Below are 22,603 nucleotides of genomic sequence, written 5' to 3'. Positions count from 1 at the left end.
GTCAGGACCGATTGGTCAGGGCGGGGTCACGTTCGGGCTGGTGGCCGAGCTCGTGGCCGGGCTCGTGGTCGAGCTTGGCGCCGAGCAGCGCCCAGGCGCCGGCCGAGGCGTCGACCGCCTGCCGCCGGGCCCGGTAGAGCCGCACCCCGATGACGAGCAGGACGGCGATGGCCAGCGGCGGGTAGATCGAGCCGGGCAGCTGCCAGTTCCAGGTGACCCCGCGGCCCCAGCGGTGCGGCACCAGCCACATCACGTGGGAGAGGAACACCAGCAGCGTCACCCCGAGCAGCACCCGGCGGCCGGTGCTGCGGGCCTCGGCGGCCAGCAGGGCGATCAGCGGGATGCACCAGACCCAGTGGTGGGTCCAGCTGATCGGCGAGACCAGCAGCGCGGTGAACGCGGCGCAGACCCCGCCCCAGGCGTCGGCCCGGCGCAGCACCCGGACGGAGCGCCCGGCGAGCACGGCCACCCCGAGCCCGAGCGTGGCGACCAGCGCGGAGGCGATCAGCCCGACCAGCCCGGGGTCGTTGACGTCGAGCAGCCGGCAGACGGCCCCGCGCAGCGACTGGTTGTCCACCAGCACGGTGACGCCGACCCGGCTCGGGTCCCACAGGTACCGGGTCCAGAACCCGTACGAGCCGTCCGGCAGCAGGATCCAGCCGATCAGCCCGGCCGCCAGGAAGGTGCCCATGGAGACCAGGGCGGCCCGGATCCGGCCGGTCAGGAACAGGTAGACGGCGAACAGCCCCGGGGTGATCTTGATCGCGGTGGCCAGGCCGATGCCCACGCCCTTGGCCCGGCTGTGGTCGGGGCGGGTGAGGTCCCACAGCACCAGGCAGAGGATGCCGAGGTTGACCTGGCCGTACTGGAAGGTGGTGTAGACCGGCTCCAGCCAGACCGCGAGGCCGGTCCCGAGCACGGTGAGCGCCGTCCGGTGCCGCCGGGCGGGCCAGCCGGCCAGCTTGAGCGACAGGAACACCGCCAGGCCGAGCAGCGCGTAGTTGCCGAGCATCACCAGGACGCGCAGGGTGCTCACGTCGAACCAGGTGCTCGGTACGAACAGCATCGCGGCGAACGGCGGGTAGGTGGCCGGCAGGTCCCAGCCGGGCAGCCGCATCGCGTACAGGTCGTCGCCGTTGACGACGGCCTGGCCCTCGGCCCGGTAGACGAGCATGTCGACCATGGTGGCGCCGTGCAGGTGCCGCTGGACGACGAAGGCCGCCACCGACAGCACCGCGACACAGGCCGCCGCGATGGTCCAGGAGTTCGGTCTTCCGTTCGCCGGGCGGCCGTCGGGCCCCTCCGGGTCCGCTTGCCGCGTCCAACGTTTCAGACCGAACTCGCGCACCGCGATGGCACCCCGTCGAGATAGACCAGATCGTTCCCTCGTCAGCGTCTGGGCCCACCCACCATAACCGACCCCTCTGAGACTCCCCTGAGTCCCAAAGCACGTCAGATTCCGCCCTGGTGAGAGCGGTGTGACCTCGGTCACGGACACCGTCGCCCGGCCTTGCGAGCCGCAAAACGCGAAGTCCCGCCGGGAGTTGACTCCCGGCGGGACTTGGTGGACCGGTCGGAGCCGGTCCGTTGGGTGGAGCTGAGGGGATTCGAACCCCTGACCCCCTCGATGCGAACGAGGTGCGCTACCGGACTGCGCCACAGCCCCAACGAGAAGAAACTCTAGCACCTTCCGGAGGGGGTCCGTGACCACCCCCCTGGTCGGGGGTGGTCACGGGGGATCATTCGTTGGCCGCGCGGGGGCGGGACTCCGGAGCCGGGGCCTCGGCGTACTGGTCGAACAGCGGGGTGCTGCGGGACTCGGTGGGGCGACCGGCGGTCCAGGTGCCGGGGGCCGACAGGTCGAGGCCGCGGGACACCCGGGGGGCGACCGGCGCGGTGACGTAGGTCGGCAGCGGAACGGGCACCGGCTCCCAGGAGTCCGGGCCGGCCGCACCGCGCTCGCGCATGCCGTCGACCCACTCCTCGTGCTCGGTGGCCTCGGCCACCGCGGAGGCGGACGGCACCGCGACGGTGGCCTGCTCGGGATCGGCGGCCAGCCGCAGGTGCGCCCGGCCGGGCCGGTGCCCGGCGGGCGCGGCCGGGGCCGGCTCCACCGGGGCGGCGGCCTCGACCGTCGGCCGGTCGTCCACCGGGGCCTCGGCCCGCTGCCGCTCGCGCTGGCGCAGCCGCTCGGCCGCCTGGGCGGCCCGGTTGCGGTCCAGCTTCACCTCGTACCGCTCGCGCTCCAGCTTGCGCAGGTGGCCGATGTAGAAGGTGAGGAGGAGTGCCGGGACGGCCGGAACCCAGAGGAAGGCGAGGCCGGCCACCGCGGCGACCACCGCGCCGAGCGCGAACGCCAGGAAGAGGACGGTGACCATCCGGCGCCGGCGGGCCAGCAGCCGCGCCCGGCGCTCCCCACCGCCCTGCCGCACCGGGGCCGGCCGTTCGGCCAGGCGCTCCGCCGGGGGTTGCGCCGGGGGTTCGGGCTCCCGCGCCACGGGATCGCCGGGGGCGGCCCCGTCCCGTTCGGGAGGGCCGTCGTTGCTGTGCTCGTCGTCACGCGGTTCGTCGCCCAGGGCCCGGGCTGCCCGTCGCTCCAGCGCCGAACGCCCGGCCAGCAGGCGGATGGCGGTGCTGAAGCGTTCCGTCGGGCGCGCCTCGTTGAGTTCGTCCTGCCTGCGGAGCCACATCGGCACCAGATAGGCGGCCCAGGCCCCTACGATGACGGCGTAGATAAGGCCGCTACTGCTCACGATTCACACCGTACGGGCGCCGGGGAAGGCCTGGCAGCAATTTGGCGCGGCGTGTCGTGTGATCAAGCTGATTCTCCGACTATTTTGCCGGTGTTTGTGACGGTCCGCCACCGCGTCGATGCCATATCGATATTCTTTTCGAACATATATTCAATTACGCGGCTCGCGCCCCGAACTGATCGCCCGCCAGCGTTCCAGCATCCCCTCCGGAACCTCCTCGGCGGTCAGGACGTAGACCAAGTGGTCCCGCCAGTCCCCGTCGATGTGGAGATAGCGCGGGCGGATTCCCTCCGAGCGGAAGTCGAGCTTTTCCACCACCCGCCGGCTCGGCCCGTTCTCCGGGCGGATGCAGACCTCGATCCGGTGCAGTCCGAGGGTGTGGAAGCAGTAGTCCACCGCGAGCGCCACGGCCGTCGGCATGATGCCCCGGCCGGCCACCGCCTCGTCGATCCAGTAGCCGACGTTGGCCGAGCACATCGAGCCCCAGGTGATCCCGCCGACGGTCAACTGGCCGACCAGCTGGCCCTTGTAGAGCACCACGAAGGGCAGCATCCGGCCGGCCGAGGCCTCCCCGCGCAGGAACCGGACCATCTGCCGGTAGGTCGGCCGGGGCCCGGCCGCCTGGCCCGGCGGGCCGGGCGGCACGGTGGCCTCCCAGCGGCGCAGCCAGTCCCGGTTGCGCCGGCTCACCTCCTGCCAGTCGCGCTGGTCGCGGGCCCGGATCGGGCGCAGCACGACCTCCCCCTCGTGGAGCTCTACCGGCCAGCCGGCGTTCAGTGCGCTCTCCTAGATGCTGGAGCCCCGGAAGCTGGTGCGTCGGGCCGGGGGTGGTCCCCGCCGCCGAGCTGGTCGACGGCGTGGGCGAGCAGCGGCTCCAGCACGGCCAGGCCGTCCTTGACGCCGCCGGTCGAGCCCGGCAGGTTGACGATCAGGGTACGTCCGGCGAGCCCGGCGAGCCCGCGGGAGAGCGCCGCGGTCGGCACCTTGTCGCGGCCGTGGGCGCGGATGGCCTCGGGGATGCCGGGGATCTGCCGGTCGATCACCCGGGCGGTCATCTCGGGGGTGAGGTCCATCGGCGAGATGCCGGTGCCTCCGGTGGTCAGCACCACGTCGTACCCGGCGGCGACGGCCTCGCGCAGGACGGTCTCGACCGGCTCGCCGTCCGGGACGACCCGGGGGCCGTCGGCGGTGAAGCCCATCGCGGTCAGGCCGGCCACCAGCAGCGGGCCGCCCTTGTCCTCGTACACCCCGGCAGAGGCCCGGTTGGAGACGGTGACCGCGAGCGCCGTCATGCGCTGCGCCGTCATGCGCCGGCCTCCGGCGCGAACCAGTCGCCGCTCTTGCCGCCGGTCTTGCTGAGCACCCGGACGGACTCGATGCTCGCACCCTTGTCGACCGCCTTGACCATGTCGATCACGGTCAGCGCGGCGACCGTCACCGAGGTCAGCGCCTCCATCTCGACGCCGGTGCGGTCGGCGGTCCTCACGGTGGCGGTGATCTCGACCGCGCCGTCCACGACGGCGAGGTCGACCTTGACGCCGGAGACGGCGATCGGGTGGCAGAGCGGGATCAGGTCCGGGGTCCGCTTGGCGCCCATGATCCCGGCGATCCGGGCCACGGCGAGGGCGTCGCCCTTGGGCACGCCCTCACCGCGCAGCAGTTCCACGACCTTCGGGGAGACCTTGACCCGCCCGGCCGCGACGGCGGTGCGCGCGGTGGTGGCCTTCTCGGAGACGTCGACCATCCGGGCCGCGCCCTGCTCGTCGACGTGGGTGAGGCGGTCGCCGGGGTTCGGTGTCGTCACGGGTAACTCCAGGGGCGCGCAGGTCGAATACCGCGCTACCGTACCGCTCGGTCACCCGCCCGCTCGCCTCCGGGCGCCCTTGACCCGCCGCCGACGGTCGGCGCTCCGGCGCCCGTGCCGGGCGCTTCTCACCTTCGGCGGCGGCGCGCCCTTCGGCTCGGGCGGGTGCGCCGGCCGCTCAGGCGTCCAGCAGGACCACGTCGACCTCGCTGCCGGCCGGCAGCTCGGTGACCTCCTCGGGGACGGTGATCAGGCAGTTCGCCCGGGCCAGCGCGCCGACCAGGTGGGAGTCGGCGCCGCCCACCGGCTCGACCGTGCCGTCCGCGGCCGAGTAGCGGCCGCGCAGGAACTGCCGTCGCCCGGCCGGGGAGCGCAGCGCGGACGGGCAGAGCGCGCGCACCACCGGGCGGTGGACGTCGGCCGCGCCCAGCATGGTGCGGATCACCGGGCGGACGAAGAGTTCGAAGGAGATGTAGGCGCTCACCGGGTTGCCCGGCAGGGCGAGCAGCGGCACCCCGGCGCCGGCCCCGATCCGGCCGAAGCCCTGCGGCTTGCCGGGCTGCATCCGCAGCTTGCGGAACTCGACGTTGGCGGCTCCGCCGCGGGCCACGCCCCCGTAGGACTCGAAGACCTCCTTGACCACGTCGTACGCGCCGACGCTGACCCCGCCGCTGGTGACGATCAGGTCGGCCCGGCCGATCTGGTCCTCCAGGACGGCGCGCAGCCGGTCGGCGTCGTCCGGGACGGCGCCGACCCGGTAGGCGATGGCGCCGGCCTCCTGGGCGGCCGCGGTGAGGGTGAAGCTGTTGGAGTCGGCGATCTGCCCGGGCCCGATCGGCTCGCCGGGCTGGACCAGCTCGCTGCCGGTGGAGAGCACCACCACCCGGGGGCGCGGGCAGACCTTCACGGTGGCCCGGCCGATCGCGGCCAGCAGGCCGAGCTGGGCGGGACCGAGCCGGGTGCCCGCCGCCAGGACCATGGCGCCGGCCGCGACGTCGCTGCCGGCCCGGCGGATGTGCGCGCCCTCGGCGACCGGGCGCAGCACCCGGACCTCCTCGTCCGCCACCGGCGCGGTCATCGCGGCGGCGGCGACCCCGGTGCCGGTGCCGCCGTCGGTCCACTCGACCGGGGCGACGGCCTGGGCACCGGGCGGCAGCGGGGCGCCGGTCATGATCCGGGCGGCCTGGCCGGGGCCGACCTTCGGCAGTTCGCCCGCGCCGGCGGCGATGTCGCCGACCACGGTGAGCACCGAGGGGTAGGTCTCGGTGGCGCCCCGGGTGTCGGCGGTGCGGACGGCGTAGCCGTCCATCGAGCTGTTGTCGAAGGGCGGCAGGTCGCCGTCGGCGACCACGTCCTCCTCCAGCCGGCAGCCCTGGGCGTCGAGCAGCTGGAGCTCGATGGCGGGCAGCGGGCCGACGGCGGCCAGCACGTCGGCCCGGTGCTCGTCCACCGTCCAGAAGCGAGGAGCCGCCGGCGCCCGGTCCGCGGACCCGTCGCAGCAGGCTGCGGGGGTGGTGCTGTGCTCCGTGGACCCGGTCATCGGCGGCTCGCTCTCTGTGTCGTGGGCCTGTCCCATGGATTTTGTCGGATCAGGCAAGGATCCATGAGACAGGCACTCGTCAGTCCTGCAGCTCGGAGGCGACGAACTCCCGCAGCCAGGAGCGGAACTCCGGGCCCAGGTCCTCGCGCTCGGAGGCCAGTCGGACGATGGCGCGCAGGTAGTCGGCGCGGTCGCCGGTGTCGTAGCGGCGGCCCTTGAAGAGCACGCCGTGGACCTGGCCGCCGGCCTCGGCGTCGCGGTTGGTCAGCTCGCGCAGGGCGTCGGTGAGCTGGATCTCGCCGCCGCGGCCGGGCGGGGTCTCGCGCAGCACGTCGAAGACCAGCGGGTCGAGGACGTAGCGGCCGATGACGGCGTAGTTGGAGGGGGCCTCGCCCGGCTCGGGCTTCTCGACCAGGTCGGTCACCTGGAAGACGTCCTCGCCGAAGCCGTTGGCCTTGACGGCGGCGCAGCCGTAGAGGTGGATCTGGGAGGGGTCGACCTCCATGAGGGCGACGACCGAGCCGCCGAGCTCCTGCTGCACCTCGATCATGCGGGCGAGCAGCGGGTCGCGGGGGTCGATCAGGTCGTCGCCGAGCAGGACGGCGAAGGGCTGGCCGGCGACGTGCTGCTCCGCGACGGAGACGGCGTGGCCGAGGCCCTTGGGGTCGCCCTGGCGGACGTAGTGCATGTTGGCCAGCTCGACGGACTCGCGGACTCGGCGCAGCCGGTCCTCGTCGCCCTTGCGGACGAGCAGCTCCTCCAGCTCGTAGGCGCGGTCGAAGTGGTCCTCCAGCGCGCGCTTGTTACGGCCGGTGACCATCAGTATGTCGGACAGGCCCGCGGACGAGGCCTCCTCGACGACGTACTGGATGGCCGGCTTGTCCACGACGGGCAGCATCTCCTTCGGCGTCGCCTTGGTCGCCGGGAGGAAGCGGGTGCCCAGTCCGGCCGCGGGCACCACAGCCTTGGTCACCGGAATTCGGGGAGTGGTCGTCGTCATGCGTTTACCTTACTCAGGCACGTTTTCGCCCGGCCGAGCGCGTTCGGACGGCTAGGACAGCACGTCGCGGGGCACGGCCACGGTGGCGGGCGGATGGGAAGCGACCGGCTGGGCCGAGGGGCCCCCTCCGGTACAGGCCGACACACTACCCGGCTTTTCCGAACGGTCACGTTCGGCAGCCGGGGCGGGCCGCGGAGCGGAAGCAGGCTGCTCACGGGGCCGGCCCGGCCGGGGCGCGATCCGCCAGCAGTCGCCGCCGGACGCCCGCGCCGCGGCCAGCGCCGCGTCGGCGGAGCGCAGCAGGACGGCGGCGTGGGTGCCGTCCTCGGGCAGCACGGCGATGCCGACGGCGGCGGTCAAGCCGTTGCCCCGGGCCGGGCGGGGCGCCCGGGTGCCGGAGGACCAGTCGAGCAGCAGGTGCCGGCGGACCGACCAGACCAGCCGCTCGGCGACCTGCACGGCGCCGTCGGCCCCGGTGTCCGGCAGCACCACCAGGAACTCCTCGCCGCCGTAGCGGCCCAGGGTGTCCGCGCGGCGGATCTCCATCGCGAGCCGCTGGGCGAGGTCGCGCAGCACCGCGTTGCCGCGGGCGCGGCCGAGCTCGGCGGTGACGGCGTCGAAGCCGGCGATCGCCAGCAGCAGGACGGCCAGCGGGCGCGGGCCGTCGGCCTGGTCGGTGTGCTCGGCGCGGCGGGCCCGTTCGATCTCCCGGTCCAGGGTGAGCTGCAGGTGGCGGTAGTTCCAGACCCCGGTGAGCGGGTCGCAGGAGGCGGTGCGCTCCAGTTCGGCGCAGCGCTCCTCCAACTCGCCGATCCGCCCGGTGAGCCGCTCCCGGTCCTCGGCCGCCTCGGCCCGTTCCCGGCGGCCGCGCAGTCCGAGCACGGTGGCCCCGGCCAGTGCGGGGGCGCTCAGCGCGGCCAGGGCCTGGACCAGCAACGGGGTGGACAATCGGGGGCCCTTTCGCGTGTCAGGCTCTGCGCGTCACGGTTTTCGGACGCGGAGGATCCGGTGCACAACGAGAAGAGCGACCTGAGGACACGGCTGTTGACGCAGCGCCGCGCACTGACCGCCGAGGGGCGCGCGGAGGCGGCGGACGCGCTGGCCGGGCACGCCTGGGAGCTGGCGGCGCGCGGCAGCACGGTGGCCGCCTACGTCTCGGTGGGCGCGGAGCCCGGGACCAGGCCGCTGCTGGACGCGCTGCGGGAGGACGGCGTGCGGGTGCTGCTGCCGGTGCTGCTGCCCGACAACGACCTGGACTGGGCCGAGTACGCGGGGCCCGGGGCGCTGGCCCCGGCCGGGCGCGGGCTGCTGGAGCCGGTCGGGCCGCGGCTCGGGCCGGCGGCCGTCACGGGGGCCTCGATGGTGCTGCTGCCGGGCCTGGCGGTGGACCGGGGCGGGCGGCGGCTGGGCCGCGGCGGCGGCAGTTACGACCGGGTGCTGGCCCGGCTGGAGCGGGCCGGGGTGCGGCCGGTGCTGGCCGTGCTGCTGTACGAGCACGAGCTGCTGGAGCGGGTGCCGGCCGAGCCGCACGACCTGCCGGTGGACCTGGCGGTCACGCCCTCGGGGGTGCGGGCGCTCGGCTGATGCCGCTCGGCCGGGGGCGCTCGGCCGAACCGACGACGGCGGCCCGCCCCCGGTGCGGGGGCGGGCCGCCGTCGGCACGTCGTACGGGCGTCAGCCGGTGGTGAGCACCAGCTTGTGCTTGGTGGCCTTCTCGACCGCGTCCGGGGTGAACGCCCAGGTCAGCAGCTTGCCCTTGAGCCAGAGGTCGGTCTGGTCGTTGTAGTTCTGGTGGAAGGCGTGGCCGGAGGCGCCGCCGACGTTGACCCAGCGCGAGGAGTCCAGGTCGTTCAGGTCGACCACCATCCGCATCGACGGGATCCAGTCGACCTGGTAGCCGGCCGCCGCGTTCCAGCCCGCCGCGTCGACCGCCGCCGAGCCGCCGGAGAGGCGGTAGGGGCCGCGGTTGAGCAGCTTGTGGACGACGCCGGAGGCGATCGAGGAGTTGTCGGTGCCCATGGTCTGCTCGCGCAGCTCCAGCTTGTGCAGGCGGCCCCAGCTCCAGGTGGAGATGTCCTTGCCGAGCAGCGAGGTCAGGTCCTGGCGGGCGTTCTTCATGGCCTCCTTGAGGAGGTTGTCCAGGCCCTTCTGCTCCTTGTGCTGGGAGTCGATGTACGTCCACCACGAGCTGTCGGGCTTGTCCAGCTGGGCGCGCACCACCTCGGTCCAGCGGTCGCCGCCGTCCGGCTGGGCCTTGCCCGGGTCGCGGGTGCCACACTCGGTGACGATCTTGCTGGAGCTGTCCGGCTTGGTCGGGTCGTCCTGCTGGCGGACCAGCAGGCAGTTGTCCTTGGCGCGGATGTCGGCCGGGAACTTCTGCCCGAAGGCGAGGCTCAGCAGGTTGCGCCAGACGCCGTTGTAGTAGGCGGCGGCGGCCGAGTCGGCGTCCTGGTGGAAGTTCCAGTCCTTCAGCAGGTCCTGGGCCTCGCGCACGTACGGGTCGTCGATCTGCTGCTTGAGCAGCAGCGGGACCAGCGTCTTGGCCATGATGCTGGTGTTGTCCAGCTGCAGGGTCTGCATGTCGTCCGGCGAGATCTTGCCGTTGTTCTTGAGCAGGCCCTCGATCTGGTCGGTGATCTCCTTGGCCCGGGTGCCGTACTCCCAGTCCTTGGTGAGGGTGTACTTGTAGCCCGGGTCCACCACGGCCTGGTTGGCGGTGACGATGTAGCCGACGGCCGGGTTGAAGCTGTACGGCAGGGCGGTGAAGGGGACCGGGTCCGGCTTCCACTGGTAGGAGGAGTCCCAGCCCGGGGCCGGCATGGAGCCGTCGCCCTTGCCGCGCACCGGGATGACGCCCGGGGCCTGGTAACCGATGTTCTTGGCGTCGGCGTAGATCAGGTTCTGCGCGGGGACGGCGAAGTCCTTGGCGGCGGCGCGGAACTCGTCCCAGTTGCGGGCCTTGTCCAGCTCGAAGACGGCGTCCATGGTCTTGCCCGGGCTGAGCGCCGTCCACTGCAGGGCGACGCCGTAGCCGCCGGTGCCGCGGTCCGGTGCGGAGCTGCCGTTGGGGGCGTACTTGCCGACGTTCTGCTGCTCGGTGCTCACGTCGGAGATGAGCGGGGCGCCGGTCCGGGTGGTGCGGACGGTGATGGTGCGGTCCTCGCCGCCGGCGACCTTGATGGTCTCCTTGCGGAGGTCGAACTTCTCGTCCTTGCCGTCGACCTGGTAGGTCTCCGGGCCGGTGACCTTCTCCAGGTAGAGGTCGGTCACGTCGGCGCCCAGGTTGGTGAAGCCCCAGGCGATGTCCTTGTTGTGGCCGATCACCACGCCGGGCATGCCGGCGAAGGTGAAGCCGGAGACGTCGAACTGGCAGGCCGAGGAGACCGTCCGGCAGTGCAGGCCCATCTGGTACCAGACCGAGGGCAGGCCGGGGCCGAGGTGCGGGTCGTTGGCCAGCAGCGGCTTGCCGGTGGTGGTGTGCGAGCCGGCGACCACCCAGGAGTTGGAACCGATGCCCTGCCCGGGGCGGCCGAGCAGCTGCGGCATCGCGTCGATCCGGTCGGTGAGGCCCTGCATCAGCGCCTTGGTGGTGGCCGCGCCCTGGGTGGTGCCGCCGCCGGGGGCCGTACCGGGCTGGGTGGAGCCGTCCGCCGGGCGGTAGGTGTCGCCGCTGACGGTGCCGGTCTTCACGATCGTGCCGTTGCGCGAGTACGGGTAGTCCGGGTACAGCTCGGCGATCTTGTCCGGGCCGAAGTCCTGGGCCAGCAGCGAGCGGTCGATCTCCTCCTGGAGGTTCCCGGAGAGGTTCCAGGCCATCGCCTTGAGCCAGGCCACCGAGTCGACCGGGGTCCACTGCTCGGGCTGGTAGCCGCTGTTGACGGCGCCGAGCAGGGCGTACTCCAGCGAGGCCTTCTCGCCGCCGGGGTGCTCGCCGAGCCAGGCGTTCACGCCGTCCGAGTAGGCCTGGAGGTACTTCTTGCTCTCCGGCGAGAGCTTGGTGTCGTACTCCTTCTGCGCCACCTGGCGCCAGCCCATGGTGCGGATGAAGGAGTCGGTGTCGACCTGGCTGTCGCCGAACATCTCGGACAGTCGGCCCGCGGTGATGTGCCGTCGGACGTCCATCTCCCAGAACCGGTCCTGGGCCTGGACGTAGCCCTGGGCGCGGAACAGGTCCTCGGGGGTGTCCGCGTACAGCTGCGGGATGCCGTTGGCGTCCCGCTTGACGTCCACCGGCGCGCTCAGGCCCGCCACCTTGACCGTGCCGTCGACCTCCGGGAAGGAGGCGCGGACCGCGGTGACCCCGCGGTAGCCGCCGTAGCCGACGCCGGCCACCAGCAGCACGACCAGCACGATCACGATCAGACGGGCGCGCCGGAACTTCTTCGAGCGGGGCATCTGGGTCCTTGCGGTCCTGACTTCGGGGCGGGCGGGCGTGTCCGGGGCCTGGGGCCGGGACAGGGCACCACATTAGGCCGAGTCGGCGGAGGGCTGTGAACGGGGGACCGAGCTGGAGCCGATCAGGAGCCGGGCGGGGGCCAAACCGAGAGCCGAGCCAGGAGACAAGCTAAAGGTATGGCAAAATGTTAGACTGAGTAACGATCCGCAACAGGAGTATTGACGACTTCTTAGCGGTCCGGTGCCAGACAGCACCCGCCCTGTACCAACGGACCACCTTCAGCACCACCTGACACCCCGCCCGCCCATGCCTGCCCGAGGTGCCACTGCGTGAACGTCGCCCATCTGAACCAGCTCCTGCTCGAAGCCTCCGTGATCCTGCTCGTCGCGGTAGTCGCCGTCCGGTTCTCGACCCGATCAGGACTGCCCAGTCTGCTGATCTACCTCGGGATCGGCGTGGCACTGGGCCAGAACGGGATCGGCGTCACCTTCAACAACGCCGAACTGACCCAGGTGCTCGGCTACGCGGCACTCGTGGTGATCCTGGCCGAGGGCGGCCTCAAGACCAGCTGGCGCGAGGTCAGGCCGGCGATGCCGGCCGCCACCGTGCTGGCCACCGTCGGCGTCGGGGTCAGCGTCTTCGTCACCGCGGCCGGCGCGCACTGGCTGGTCGGCCTGGACTGGCGGACCTCGCTGCTGCTCGGCGCGATCGTCTCCTCCACCGACGCGGCGGCCGTCTTCTCGGTGCTGCGGATGGTCCCGCTGCCGCACCGGCTCACCGGCCTGCTGGAAGCCGAGTCCGGCTTCAACGACGCCCCCGTGGTCATCCTGGTCGTCGCCTTCGCCTCGGCCGGCGAGCTGGACTCCTGGTACGTGCTGCTCGGCACGATCGCCGCGGAGCTGGCGATCGGCGCGGCGGTCGGCCTGGCCGTCGGCAAGCTCGGCGCCTACGCGGTCAAGCACGTCGCGCTGCCCTCCTCGGGCCTCTACCCGATCGCCGTGGTGGCGCTCACCGTGCTCGCCTACGCCGGCGGCTCGCTGCTGCACGGCTCCGGCTTCCTCGCCGTCTACATCAGCGCGGTGATCCTCGGGAACTCCAAGCTCCCGCACGGACCGGCGGTGCGCGGCTTCGCCGACGGACTGGCCTGGATCGGGCAGATCGGCATGTTCGTGCTGCTCGGCCTGCTGGCCGCGCCCGAGAGCATGGGCGACGCGGTGGTCCCCGCGCTGGTGATAGGCGGGGTGCTGGTCTTCCTGGCCCGGCCGCTGTCCGTGGTGCTCACCCTGACCCCGTTCAAGGTGCCCGCCCGCGAACAGGCGCTGCTGAGCTGGGCCGGCCTGCGCGGGGCGGTGCCCATCGTGCTGGCCACCATCCCGGTGGTCTCCGGCGCGCACAGGGCCGAGGACGTGTTCAACATCGTCTTCATCCTGGTCGTCGTCTTCACCCTGCTCCAGGGCCCGACCCTGCCCTGGATGGCCAAGCGGCTGCGGATCGGCGAGGGCGCGATGGGACAGGACCTCGACATCGAGTCCGCGCCACTGGAGAAGCTGCACGGGCACCTGCTGTCGGTCGCGCTCTCGCCGACCTCGCGGATGTCCGGCGTGGAGATCAGCGAGCTGCGGCTGCCCAAGGGGGCGGCGGTCACCCTGGTCGTGCGGGAGGGGAACTCCTTCGTGCCGGACAAGACGACGATGCTGCGCGGCGGGGACGAGCTGCTGGTGGTCACCACCGACGAGGTCGGCGAGGCGGCCGAGCGGCGGCTGCGGGCCGTGGACAAGGGCGGCAAGCTGGCGGGGTGGCTGAACGGGCGGGGTGGCTGAACGGGCGGGGAGGAGCGCCTGGGACCGGGTGGCGTTCGCGGCTCGGGTGGCCCGTGTGGCCCTGCGGTCCGGGTACTGCGGGTGCTCGGGGCACTCCGGGTGCTCCGGGTGCTCCGAGTGGCCTGGGAGGCCTGCGCGGCCTGCGTGATCCGGGTGGTCTGGCGTTATCTACGCGCGTAACTGTATGCTGGTTCGACTACGCCGTATAACTACCGTTAGACCACCCCCAGCATCTGCCTGACGCAGAGTTGGCGCGACCGCTCGGCGGCCGCGGTCCGGCACCGGCCCACCAGGCCCGGCCGACCCGGTATCTACCCCGGTCGACGCGCGAGAGGACGACTCTCGGCGCCGTCGGGGCCACCCCATGCCCTGCCGCGCTACCAGGCAGCAGGAAGGACCGACCGTGACGGCCCGCCGAACGGTCGAGATCGCCGCGGACTCCGCTCCGGAGACCGCTCCGGGCACCACTCCGGACACCGCTCCGGGCACCACTCCGAACACCGCGAGCAGCACTGTCGACACCGCCGCCGAGGCACCCGCCAGGGTCGGGTACGGCGAGCTGCTGCGCACGCCCGGCGCCTGGACGTTCCTGTCCCCCGCCCTCGTCGCGCGACTGCCCTACGCGATGCTCAGCATGGGCATCCTGCTGCTCGTCACCCAGACCACCGGTTCGTACGGCACCGCCGGTACGGCCGTCGCGGTCGCCGCCGTCGCCCAGGCCCTGATCGGGCCGCAGACCGGCCGGCTGGCCGACCGGTACGGCCAGGCCGCGGTGCTGGTCCCGACGGTGCTGGTGCACGCGGTCTCGGTCGGAGTGCTGATCGCGCTGGCACTCGGCCACGCGCCGGCCTGGAGCGTCTACCTGGCCGCCGTCCCGGCCGGGGCGAGCGTGCCGCAGATCGGCGCGATGGTCCGGGCCCGCTGGGTCTCCACCTTCACCGGGGAGGGCGCCTCGCCCGCCGCCGGCGCCAAGGTGAGCACCGCCTTCGCCTTCGAGTCCGTGACGGACGAGTTCACCTTCGTGGTCGGCCCGATCCTGGCCGCCAACATCGCCGCCTTCGCCAGCCCGGCGGTCGCGCTGGTCGTCGAGGCCTCGCTGACCCTGGTCGGCGGTCTCGCCTTCGCGGCCCAGCGGCGCAGCGCCCCGGCCCGGATCCTCCCGCAGCCCGGGGTGCGGCGCGCCTCGGCGCTGGCCTCGCCCGGCGTCCGGCTGCTGGTCGGCGCCTTCCTCGGCGTCGGCGCGGTGTTCGGCGGCATGCAGGTGTCGGTCAACGCCTTCGCCGACTCGGTGGGGCAGCACGACTCCGGCGGCACGGTGTACGGGATCTTCGCGGGCGGCTCGATGCTGGCCGGTGTGCTGTACGGCGTGATCGCCTGGCGGCGGCCGGTGCAGCAGCGGATGGCCATGAGCTACACGATGCTGGTGCTGGGCTGCTCGGTGCTGTGGGCGATGCCCAATCTGGTCGCCCTGACGGTCGCCGGGCTGGTCTGCGGCCTGGCCATCGCCCCGACCCTGATCAGCGGCTACACCCTGGTCGAGACCCTGGTCGCGGACGGCGCCAAGACCGAGGCCTTCACCTGGCTGACCGGTGCGATCGGGCTGGGACTGGCGTTCGGCTCGATGGCGGCTGGCAAGCTGCTCGACGGCCACGGGCCCTCGGTCGGCTTCCTGGTGCCGGCCATCGGCGCCGGCCTGGGGCTGATCGCGCTGCTGTCGATGCGACACCTGCTGGTGGCCCCGGGCGGGCCGGGCCGGGTGGTGGCCTCGTCGGCCGAGCGCGGCAACGCGGCGCAGCTGGTCGGCGCGGCCAAGGGCTGAACGCGCGGTGGGCGGTGACGCGGTACCGGCTCATCTCACACCGGATTCGCTGGACTGATCCAACGGAATACCGCATCATTGACCATCGTTAGCACTCATCAGGCGAGAGTGCCAGGAGGAAGACAAGTGCCCACGTACCAGTACCAGTGCACCGAGTGCGGCAGCGGCCTGGAGGCGGTGCAGAAGTTCACCGACGAGGCGCTGACCACGTGCCCCAACTGCCAGGGACGGCTCCGCAAGGTCTTCTCGGCCGTGGGCGTCGTGTTCAAGGGCTCGGGCTTCTACCGGACCGACAGCCGCTCGTCCTCCAGCAGCGCGGTGGGCGCGGGTTCGTCCACCGGCTCTTCGACGTCCTCGACCTCGTCGTCGACCTCGGGTTCGGGCTCGGGCTCGTCCGGTTCGTCGAGCTCTTCCAGCTCGTCCAGCTCGTCGAGCAGCCCGGCTCCGGCCGCCGGCTGACCTCGGTCTCACGAGAAGGCCCGTCGGCCCCGCTTCGCGCGGGGGCGGCGGGCCTTTTCGCGTGCCATCGTCAACCTTCGAGGGTCGGATTAGCTCGTGTGAGTGTACGAAGTTATCCACAAGGGCGGGGTTTTCCACAGGCTGTGGGAATCGATTTCCCGGCCGTGGCGGGAACGCGCAGGGTAGGGGTCACCGAGCAAGACCCGACCGAGTCCGGAGGCCCTCCCCATGACGACCACGAGCCTGTCCTTCTCCCTCCCCCTGCCCGCACCCTCCGTGCCGCCCCGGCGGGAGGTGCCGAGCTTCCCGCCGATCCGGCGCGGGTGCGGCGGGTGGTACCGCTGGCGCCGGGCCGTCCGACGGCGGGGCGGGGTGCCCGCGCTGGTGCTGCTCGCGGTGGCCGCGGCGCTCGCCTCCGGGCCCCTGCGGGCCGGGCTGCCGCCGCCCTCGGGGGCCACGGTGGGCCGTACGGGTTGTCAATCCGGGCTCCCGGAAGATCACCCGTAACCCCGGAACGACTTCGTCGTTCGAGGCGGCATGAAAGGCTTCAAGGAATTCCTGCTGCGTGGAAATGTCGTCGAACTCGCCGTCGCCGTGGTCATCGGCGCGGCCTTCACCAACATCGTCAACGCCTTCGTCAAAGGCGTGATCAATCCGATCGTCGGCGTGTTCGGGACGAAGGACCTGGCGTCCTACAGTTCCTGCCTCAAGGGGCCCTGCGAGGTGAGCGCCACCGGTGAGGTCACGTCCGGAATCCTCATCCTGTGGGGGTCGGTGCTCAGCGCCGCCCTGCAGTTCCTGATCACCGCCGCCGTCGTCTACTTCGTCCTGATCGTGCCGATGAACCGGATGGCGGCCAGGCGCAAGAGCGTCGCCGAGGTGGCGGCCGAGGCCGAGGCCAAGGAGGTCCAACTGCTGACCGAGATCCGCGACGCGCTGGTCACGGCGCGTTAGAGCACGTTTTCAGTCCCCGTGGTGCGGCGGGCGCTGGTTCAGGTACCAGTCCAGCCCCCGCCCACCACTCTCCCCAGTGCCCGGGCGGTCGCCCCAGCCGGCGTCGGTGTCGTCCCGGGACTGCTGGTCCAGCGGGTCACGGAAGACCAGCCGGGCCTTGGCGGGGGTGGAGGTGGAGGTTGGGGTGGAGGCTGGGGTGGAGGTGGAGGGAGGGGAGGAGGGGGAGGGGGAGGGAGGGGCGGGGGTGCCCCGCTCGCCCCGCGTCCCGTCCCGGCCCTGTTCGCGTCCCGGTTCCTGTGCCTGCTCTTGTTCCTGCTCGCTCACCTTGTCCACTCCCCTACTCGCGGTCCGACCTGTCCTTTCAGCCTAGAAGCCTCGCGAGGCTCCCGATGACATGCGCCGGCCCGGGTGCGGAGCGCTCCGCACCCGGGCCCGGGCGGTCGACCTCGGCCGTCGATCGTCAGGCGGCTTCGAAGCCCGCGTGGTCGGCGATCTTCTTCAGTTCGGCCAGGGCGTGCTTCTCGATCTGCCGGATCCGCTCACGGGTGAGCCCGTGCTGCTTGCCCACCTCGGTGAGGGTGCGCTCGCGACCGTCCTCCATCCCGTAGCGGGAGCGGATGATCGAGGCGGTGCGGTCGTCCAGCCGCCCGATCAGGCCGTCCAGCTCCTCGCGGCGGAGCATGACCATCACGGCGTCCTCGGGGGACGTCGCCCCGGTGTCCTCCACCAGGTCGCCAAACTGGGTCTCGCCCTCGTCGTCGACGGACATGTTGAGGCTGACCGGGTCGCGCGCCCAGTCCAGCACGTCCTTGATCCGGGCCTCGGTGGTGTCCAGCTCGGCCGCGATCTCGGCCGGCTCGGCCTCCCGGCCCAGTTCCTTGGACTTCTCCCGCTGCACCCGGCGGATCCGGCCCAGCTCCTCGACCAGGTGCACGGGGAGCCGGATGGTGCGGGACTGATCGGCGATCGAGCGGGTGATCGCCTGGCGGATCCACCAGGTCGCGTAGGTGGAGAACTTGAAGCCCTTGGCGTAGTCGAACTTCTCGACGGCGCGCACCAGACCCGCGTTCCCCTCCTGGATGAGGTCCAGCAGGGGCAGGCCACTGCGCGGGTAACGCCGGGCGACCGCCACCACCAGGCGGAGGTTCGAGCGGATGAAGACGTCCTTGGCGCGCTCGGCGTCGGCGGCTATCGCCTCCAGCTCCTCGTGGGTGACGCCGTCGGGGAGGTGACCGTCGGGGCGCGCGCTCTCGTCCAGCAGGTGCTGGGCGTACACACCGGCCTCGATCCGCAGCGAGAGCTCGACCTCCTCGGCCGCATCGAGCAGGGGCGTCCTGGCGATCTCGTCGAGGTACATACCGACCAGGTCGCGGTCGGCCTCAAGGTTGGTCGGGCGGGCCGCGCGAGTCCGGTCGGCCCTGTCTCGAACGACGGCACGGGTGGCCATGCTTGCTCCCTTTGACTGGTGTTGCCGAGGTCTGCCTGCCTGCCCCCCAGGAGGGCAAGAAGTGCGGGCCCCTGGGGGCTCACACGTAACGATCCAACGAACAGATTCCGGACAACATTCCCAAGTCGTTCAGATTCTTCCCCGCTATGCAGTATCCTGCCGGTTTTCACCCCGGCCTTCGACAATCGGTGACCGATCGGGCACCTCCGGTGCCCGCGGACGACCGCTCCGAAAGCGGTTCTTCACCGTCCGCACACCCGAACGCCGCCCCTTGGTTGAACAGGCGGACGATCGCGGGCGTTCCCGCGCGCCCCCGATTCCCGCCCGCGCCCACCCCCCGGCGCACGCAGGCCCTCCGCACAAAAGATGCCGAATCGCTATCACTCCAGCTCCCGATCGGCACTGGACGCTGGGAAGGTGTCAGGCATGCACCTGACCAACAGCACGACTCCCGTCACCGTGCGTCACCGTCGTCTCCTCCGGGACGCGTCGCTCGCGCTGGGCTGTGCCGCGCTGTTCGGCCTCCTGGCGATGCTGGTGACGGGCCACTGGCACCCCCTGCGCGAGTTCGACCAGGACTGGATCGGCGGACTCCACAGCTACGCGAGGGAACACCGGATCTGGACCGCCGCGGTGCAGACCCTCTCCGACATCGGCGGCCCCGTCACAATGCGTTCACTGCTCGGCATCGCCGCCGCCTGGCTCTGGCTGATCGGCGCCCGGACGCTGGCCGGCTGGGTGGCCGCCCAGGCACTGGTCGGCTGGGGTGCCCAGTGGGCGCTCAAACTGGCCGTCGACCGGCAGCGACCCGCCTTCTCCGACCCGGTCTCCCACGCCGGCGGCCCGGCCTTCCCCTCCGGACACGCCATGGCCTCGGCGATCACCTGTGCCGTCCTGGTCGGCCTGGTCTGGTACCGGGTCGACCGCCGCGGCCGGACCGCCGCCTGTTCGGTGGCCGCCCTCACCGTGCTGACCATCGGCTGGACCAGGACGGCCCTCGGGGTGCACTGGCCCAGCGACGTGGTGGCGGGCTGGCTGGCCGCCGGCGCCGTACTGGGCGTCGTGACCGCCGTGATCGAACTCTGGCGGCCGGGCGCGCTGGCCCGGGACGTCCGACGGGTCAACTGGCGCACCAGGCCCAGGGTCCAGCGGGTCATCGTGCCGTCCGTCCGGGCGCCGCGGACCGACGAGCCTCTGGACGCCACCGAGTTCGACGGTCGCGGCGCCGACGGACCGCGAGGTAGCCGGAGTTGACGCCCCGGAACGCCGCAGGCCCCCCGCCGGAGCCGGCGGAGGGCCTGCGAGCGGGCGGTGGCGGTCAGCCCTTCGCGGGGATGGTCCGCACCGTGCGCCAGGCATAGCCGAGCAGGGCGGCGGTCAGCACCCGGAAGAGGGCGCCGGCCACCAGTTGGGCCTCCCAGAAGTAGCCGTTCGGCTGGTACGCCACCGACACCCCGCCGTCCGCGAGCCTGGTCAGCGAGGTCTGGTGCCCGTCCAGGACCGCGATCTGGTAATCGGTCACCCCGCGCCCGAAGGCCGCGGTGGTGGTGGGCGCGACCATGGTCGCCAGCTTCGGCATCACCAGGGTCAGCTGCCGCTTGCCGGCGCCACCGCGAGCGCGAAAGGGGATTCCGAATTCCGGCAGAGGTACCGGCCCGGTGCCGCCGGGCAAGGTCCCGGCGGGACGGGCGGGGTGGCGCGCGGGGTGGGAGGAGGGCGGGAATGCCGCAGGCCCTCCGTCCCGGGTGGGTGGAGGGCCTGTGAGCTGCGGTTCTGTTGTGCCCCAGACAGGAATCGAACCTGCGACACCGGCTTTAGGAGAGCCGTGCTCTATCCCCTGAGCTACTGAGGCGTGGCCGGTCGGTGACCAGGCCGTTCACAGCGTACCGGATCGGGGGTCGGCCGGGGGTGGCGGTCCGGGTGGCTGACGGGAGGGGAACGGAGGGGGAGCCGGGCGGGCCGGCTCCCCCTCCGGGGTTGCTGCGGGGAGGGGTCAGAGGAGGCGCAGCAGGCGGGACTGGATGGACGGCGGGTTGAGGTCGTTCTGGAGGGCGACCCGGACCTCGGTCTTGCCGTCGCCCGCGCCCACCCGCAGGGTGCCGACCTCCTTGCCGGCCTTCTCGTTGTGGTGCAGCGCGTACGGGTCCAGGGTGATCGTGCCGGTGACGCCGGGGAAGCCGGGCACCACGAGGTCGTTGGTCGCGACGACCGGGACCTTGCCGCCGAGCCCGTCGTCCACGCTGCCGACGACGTCGCCCTTCTTCACCAGGGTCTGGCCGGTCAGCCCGTTCTGCGCGGCCTGGATCTGCTTGCCGCTGACCTTGAGCACGGTGGGCAGGATGCCGTCGCCGGGGTTCGGGGAGGTGGCCTGCTGGCCCAGGGTGACGCCGAGGATCAGCCGCTTCACGCCGCCGATGTCCTTGTAGGCGGCCCACATCAGGCAGCCGCCGGCCGGGGTGCTGGAGCCGGTCTTGACGCCGATCACGCCGGTCTTCGGGTTGATCAGGTTGTTGGTGTTGGAGATCTTCGTGTTGTTGAAGTTGGTCTCCGGGGTGGCGACGATCTGCCGGAAGATGTCGTCCTGCATGACCTGCTCGGCCAGCTTCAGCTGGTCCTTCGCGGTGGACTTGGTGTCCGCGTTGAAGCCCGCCGGGTCGGCGTAGGTGGTGTTGGCCATGCCGAGCTTGGCCGCGGTGTCGTTCATCAGCTTGACGAACGCCTCCTCGGAGCCGGAGTGGTAGCGGGCGAGCAGCCGGGCCACGTTGTTGGCGGACGGCAGCATCAGCAGTTCCAGCGCCTGGTACTCGGTGAGCACCTGGCCCTCGGTGAGGGTCACCCGGGACTCGTCGCTGTTGCCGGACTCCTGCGCGGCCTGCTTGTCGACGACGATCTTCGGCCCGCTCTCCCCCTTCTTCAGCGGGAACTTCTGCAGCACCAGGTAGGCGTTCATCACCTTGGTGACGCTGGCGATCGAGGCCGGGGTCTCCTGGCCCGAGCTGCCGAGGTTGCCGACGCCGACCACCTCGGCGGCGGACTGGCCCTTGGCCGGCCAGGCGAGGTCGGGCTGGTCGCCGGCGAAGCTGAAGCTGCCCGGGGTCGTCATCCGCAGTTCCGGGTCCGGCAGCGGACGCAGCAGCTGGGCCACCACCACGGCACCGAGCACCACGGCCAGGAAGACCGTCCAGATGGTGACCCGCTTGAGCGCGCGCCGCAGCGGGGAGACCGGGCGGGCGTTGAGGGTGGCCAGCACCTCCATCGCCTCGGCCGTGTTCTCGGGCGAGGGCAGCGGCTGGGGCTCGGGCGTCGGCGGCTGGGTCGGCTGCGGAGGCTGCTGGGGCGGCAGCGGCTCGGGCCGGGGCAGCGGCGCGGGCGTGGGCACGGGGGCCGGGACCGGCTTCGGGGCCGGGGCGGGCGGCGGTTCGGGGCCCCGGGACGGCTCCGGTTCGGGGAGGGGCTTGGGCGTCGGCTTCGGGACGGGGACCGGCTCGGGCATCGGAGCGGGCACCGGCGGCTCGGGCACGGTGCCGGCGGCCGGGGCGCGCAGCGACTCGGGCTTCTCCAACTTCTCGGTCCGGCCCGGTTCCTGACCCGGCTGCCCGTTCTTGGTCAGGGGGACGGACGCGGATCCCGGCGCAGGCGCGGGCGCGGCGGGAGCGGCCCGCTCCGGCGCGTCGGCCTCCTCGGCCTCCTCCGCCTTGTCGGCGGCGCCGGCCGTGGCGGTGTCGGATGTGGAGGTGTCGGGTGTGGAGGAGTCGGGTGTGTCGGCCTTGTCGTCGGCCTTCTCCCCTTCCTCCTCCGCGGCCTTCCCGGCGACCTTCCCCGCGGCCTCGGCGGCGGGTTCCGCCTTCACCGCGGCCGTCCGCATGGCGAGACGCGGGTCGGCGACGGGCGGCCGTTCGGCGGCCTGCCGCTTCTCCGCGGCCTCGGGCGAGTCCTTCTTCTCCTCCGCCGGATCACCGGAACCAGCGTCGTCGGCGGGCTTCAGCAGCTCCTCCGGCAGCCGCAGCGCGGTGGTCTTGTTGTCCACCGGCAGCCGCAGCATCGTCGTCCGGCTGTCCACATCCCGGACACGGAGCTGTACGGTCGAGCCGCCCTTGACACCCGCCTTCGGCGCTTCGGCGGAGGCGTCGGCGGAGGCATCGGTGGAAGCGTCGGCGGGGGTCTCCGCGGAGGCTCCGGTCGACGCCTCGACAGTCGCCTCGACAGCCGCATCGGCAGCCGGCTCGGCCGACGACCCGGCGGGGCTCGCCGCCGGGCTCTCCCCGGCGGTGGCGCCGGCTGACGCCCCGCCAGCCGCCGGACCCGTCCGTTCGCGTTCGCGCCCCTGCTCCCGCTCGCCGTCCCTCAGCACCCTGTCGGGGGACTCGCCCACGTATCCCAGCCTCCTCAACGCCCGGCGGGGCATCGGCAGACCCGATTTCGGGAAGCCGAAGCCCCGCCCCGTGTACCTGTACAGTCTCCGCCACCGACGGCCGTCCAGCCGCGCACACCCCGCCCGACCGGCGCATATTGCCGTCGCAAGGCCGCAACGTGGTTTGTTCATGGGTCAGACGCCGGGCCTGTGGCCGCCGGTTCCGCGCCTTCACCGCAAGGTCACGATTCGGAGGCGTA

General features: G+C 72.5%; 19 protein-coding genes and 2 tRNA genes. 6 read left to right on the top strand and 15 right to left on the bottom strand.

Annotated elements, in window-relative coordinates; all coding sequences use genetic code 11:
* Window position 1: 1 nt before the first annotated feature.
* The 9 genes from ACZ47G_RS18445 to ACZ47G_RS18405 all read right to left on the bottom strand — a co-directional run bounded on the left by ACZ47G_RS18445 (window position 2) and on the right by ACZ47G_RS18405 (window position 8,045).
* Window positions 2-1,348 carry a glycosyltransferase 87 family protein gene (locus ACZ47G_RS18445; RefSeq protein WP_465743858.1) on the bottom strand — a complete coding sequence of 449 codons (1,347 nt, stop codon included), beginning with the start codon at window positions 1,346-1,348 and terminating at the stop codon, window positions 2-4.
* Window positions 1,349-1,592: 244 nt separating this feature from the next.
* Window positions 1,593-1,666 (bottom strand) — tRNA-Ala (locus ACZ47G_RS18440).
* 73 nt (window positions 1,667-1,739) lie between these two features.
* A complete protein-coding gene (gene sepX, locus ACZ47G_RS18435) occupies window positions 1,740-2,753 on the bottom strand; it encodes a divisome protein SepX/GlpR (protein WP_465743856.1) in 1,014 nt (337 codons plus the stop codon).
* A 150-nt stretch (window positions 2,754-2,903) separates the two neighbouring features.
* Window positions 2,904-3,488 (bottom strand): GNAT family N-acetyltransferase, encoded by a 585-nt coding sequence (locus tag ACZ47G_RS18430; protein ID WP_380457173.1) that lies wholly within the window; start codon window positions 3,486-3,488, stop codon window positions 2,904-2,906.
* 38 nt (window positions 3,489-3,526) lie between these two features.
* The gene (locus ACZ47G_RS18425) at window positions 3,527-4,060 is read right to left on the bottom strand and encodes a MogA/MoaB family molybdenum cofactor biosynthesis protein (protein WP_380457171.1); all 534 of its coding nucleotides are present in this window, start codon (window positions 4,058-4,060) and stop codon (window positions 3,527-3,529) included.
* Complete coding sequence (gene moaC, locus ACZ47G_RS18420; protein ID WP_465743853.1) at window positions 4,057-4,557, bottom strand: cyclic pyranopterin monophosphate synthase MoaC; 501 nt, start codon at window positions 4,555-4,557, stop codon at window positions 4,057-4,059. Before moaC ends, ACZ47G_RS18425 begins: the two co-directional genes overlap by 4 nt.
* Window positions 4,558-4,735: 178 nt before the next feature.
* Entirely contained in the window at window positions 4,736-6,097 is a 1,362-nt protein-coding gene (gene glp / locus ACZ47G_RS18415) for a molybdotransferase-like divisome protein Glp (protein ID WP_465743851.1), read from the bottom strand.
* Window positions 6,098-6,176: 79 nt separating this feature from the next.
* Window positions 6,177-7,097 (bottom strand): UTP--glucose-1-phosphate uridylyltransferase GalU, encoded by a 921-nt coding sequence (galU, locus tag ACZ47G_RS18410; RefSeq protein ID WP_465743849.1) that lies wholly within the window; start codon window positions 7,095-7,097, stop codon window positions 6,177-6,179.
* A 51-nt stretch (window positions 7,098-7,148) separates the two neighbouring features.
* Entirely contained in the window at window positions 7,149-8,045 is an 897-nt protein-coding gene (locus tag ACZ47G_RS18405) for a GGDEF domain-containing protein (protein WP_465743847.1), read from the bottom strand.
* Window positions 8,046-8,105: 60 nt separating this feature from the next.
* On the opposite strand from ACZ47G_RS18405, the gene ACZ47G_RS18400 reads away from it, so the two are divergent.
* On the top strand, window positions 8,106-8,681 hold the full coding sequence (locus tag ACZ47G_RS18400) for a 5-formyltetrahydrofolate cyclo-ligase (RefSeq protein WP_465743845.1): 576 nt from the start codon (window positions 8,106-8,108) through the stop codon (window positions 8,679-8,681).
* Between the two features lie 90 nt (window positions 8,682-8,771).
* Here ACZ47G_RS18400 and ACZ47G_RS18395 read toward each other — a convergent pair whose 3' ends face one another.
* Window positions 8,772-11,492 (bottom strand): penicillin acylase family protein, encoded by a 2,721-nt coding sequence (locus ACZ47G_RS18395; protein ID WP_465743843.1) that lies wholly within the window; start codon window positions 11,490-11,492, stop codon window positions 8,772-8,774.
* Between the two features lie 330 nt (window positions 11,493-11,822).
* On the opposite strand from ACZ47G_RS18395, the gene ACZ47G_RS18390 reads away from it, so the two are divergent.
* From ACZ47G_RS18390 to mscL, 4 genes are all read left to right on the top strand, one after another.
* Entirely contained in the window at window positions 11,823-13,313 is a 1,491-nt protein-coding gene (locus ACZ47G_RS18390) for a potassium/proton antiporter (RefSeq protein ID WP_465743841.1), read from the top strand.
* Window positions 13,314-13,872: 559 nt separating this feature from the next.
* Window positions 13,873-15,132 (top strand): MFS transporter, encoded by a 1,260-nt coding sequence (locus ACZ47G_RS18385; protein WP_465743985.1) that lies wholly within the window; start codon window positions 13,873-13,875, stop codon window positions 15,130-15,132.
* A 126-nt stretch (window positions 15,133-15,258) separates the two neighbouring features.
* Window positions 15,259-15,591: an FmdB family zinc ribbon protein gene (locus ACZ47G_RS18380; RefSeq protein WP_465743839.1), complete on the top strand. Its 333-nt coding sequence runs from the start codon at window positions 15,259-15,261 to the stop codon at window positions 15,589-15,591.
* Between the two features lie 537 nt (window positions 15,592-16,128).
* A complete protein-coding gene (mscL, locus tag ACZ47G_RS18375; protein WP_465743837.1) occupies window positions 16,129-16,545 on the top strand; it encodes a large conductance mechanosensitive channel protein MscL in 417 nt (138 codons plus the stop codon).
* Window positions 16,546-16,554: 9 nt separating this feature from the next.
* On the opposite strand, the gene ACZ47G_RS18370 is transcribed toward mscL, so the two are convergent.
* Window positions 16,555-16,869 (bottom strand): hypothetical protein, encoded by a 315-nt coding sequence (locus ACZ47G_RS18370; protein WP_465743835.1) that lies wholly within the window; start codon window positions 16,867-16,869, stop codon window positions 16,555-16,557.
* Between the two features lie 136 nt (window positions 16,870-17,005).
* Complete coding sequence (locus ACZ47G_RS18365) at window positions 17,006-17,992, bottom strand: sigma-70 family RNA polymerase sigma factor (protein WP_465743833.1); 987 nt, start codon at window positions 17,990-17,992, stop codon at window positions 17,006-17,008.
* 426 nt (window positions 17,993-18,418) lie between these two features.
* Between ACZ47G_RS18365 and ACZ47G_RS18360 the strand changes: the two genes are divergently transcribed.
* Complete coding sequence (locus tag ACZ47G_RS18360) at window positions 18,419-19,246, top strand: phosphatase PAP2 family protein (RefSeq protein WP_465743831.1); 828 nt, start codon at window positions 18,419-18,421, stop codon at window positions 19,244-19,246.
* A 64-nt stretch (window positions 19,247-19,310) separates the two neighbouring features.
* On the opposite strand, the gene ACZ47G_RS18355 is transcribed toward ACZ47G_RS18360, so the two are convergent.
* From ACZ47G_RS18355 to ACZ47G_RS18345, 3 genes are all read right to left on the bottom strand, one after another.
* Complete coding sequence (locus ACZ47G_RS18355; protein ID WP_465743829.1) at window positions 19,311-19,571, bottom strand: hypothetical protein; 261 nt, start codon at window positions 19,569-19,571, stop codon at window positions 19,311-19,313.
* Between the two features lie 200 nt (window positions 19,572-19,771).
* Window positions 19,772-19,844: transfer RNA gene (locus tag ACZ47G_RS18350), tRNA-Arg, on the bottom strand.
* 141 nt (window positions 19,845-19,985) lie between these two features.
* On the bottom strand, window positions 19,986-22,364 hold the full coding sequence (locus ACZ47G_RS18345; protein WP_465743827.1) for a D-alanyl-D-alanine carboxypeptidase: 2,379 nt from the start codon (window positions 22,362-22,364) through the stop codon (window positions 19,986-19,988).
* Window positions 22,365-22,603 lie beyond the last annotated feature (239 nt).

This window comes from Kitasatospora sp. NPDC030952 (genome assembly GCF_055571335.1).
The sequence above is the reverse complement of the archived record's forward strand: the minus strand, read 5'-3'. Positions and strand labels throughout refer to the sequence as shown.

What these genes read in the sequence shown, in the direction of transcription:
- ACZ47G_RS18355 (WP_465743829.1), bottom strand. Translation starts at nt 19,571, where the DNA reads ATGCCGAAGCTGGCGACCATGGTCGCGCCCACCACCACCGCGGCCTTC.
- ACZ47G_RS18395 (WP_465743843.1), bottom strand. Translation starts at nt 11,492, where the DNA reads ATGCCCCGCTCGAAGAAGTTCCGGCGCGCCCGTCTGATCGTGATCGTG.
- ACZ47G_RS18365 (WP_465743833.1), bottom strand. Translation starts at nt 17,992, where the DNA reads ATGGCCACCCGTGCCGTCGTTCGAGACAGGGCCGACCGGACTCGCGCG.
- ACZ47G_RS18360 (WP_465743831.1), top strand. Translation starts at nt 18,419, where the DNA reads ATGCACCTGACCAACAGCACGACTCCCGTCACCGTGCGTCACCGTCGT.
- ACZ47G_RS18425 (WP_380457171.1), bottom strand. Translation starts at nt 4,060, where the DNA reads ATGACGGCGCAGCGCATGACGGCGCTCGCGGTCACCGTCTCCAACCGG.
- glp (WP_465743851.1), bottom strand. Translation starts at nt 6,097, where the DNA reads ATGACCGGGTCCACGGAGCACAGCACCACCCCCGCAGCCTGCTGCGAC.
- mscL (WP_465743837.1), top strand. Translation starts at nt 16,129, where the DNA reads ATGAAAGGCTTCAAGGAATTCCTGCTGCGTGGAAATGTCGTCGAACTC.
- galU (WP_465743849.1), bottom strand. Translation starts at nt 7,097, where the DNA reads ATGACGACGACCACTCCCCGAATTCCGGTGACCAAGGCTGTGGTGCCC.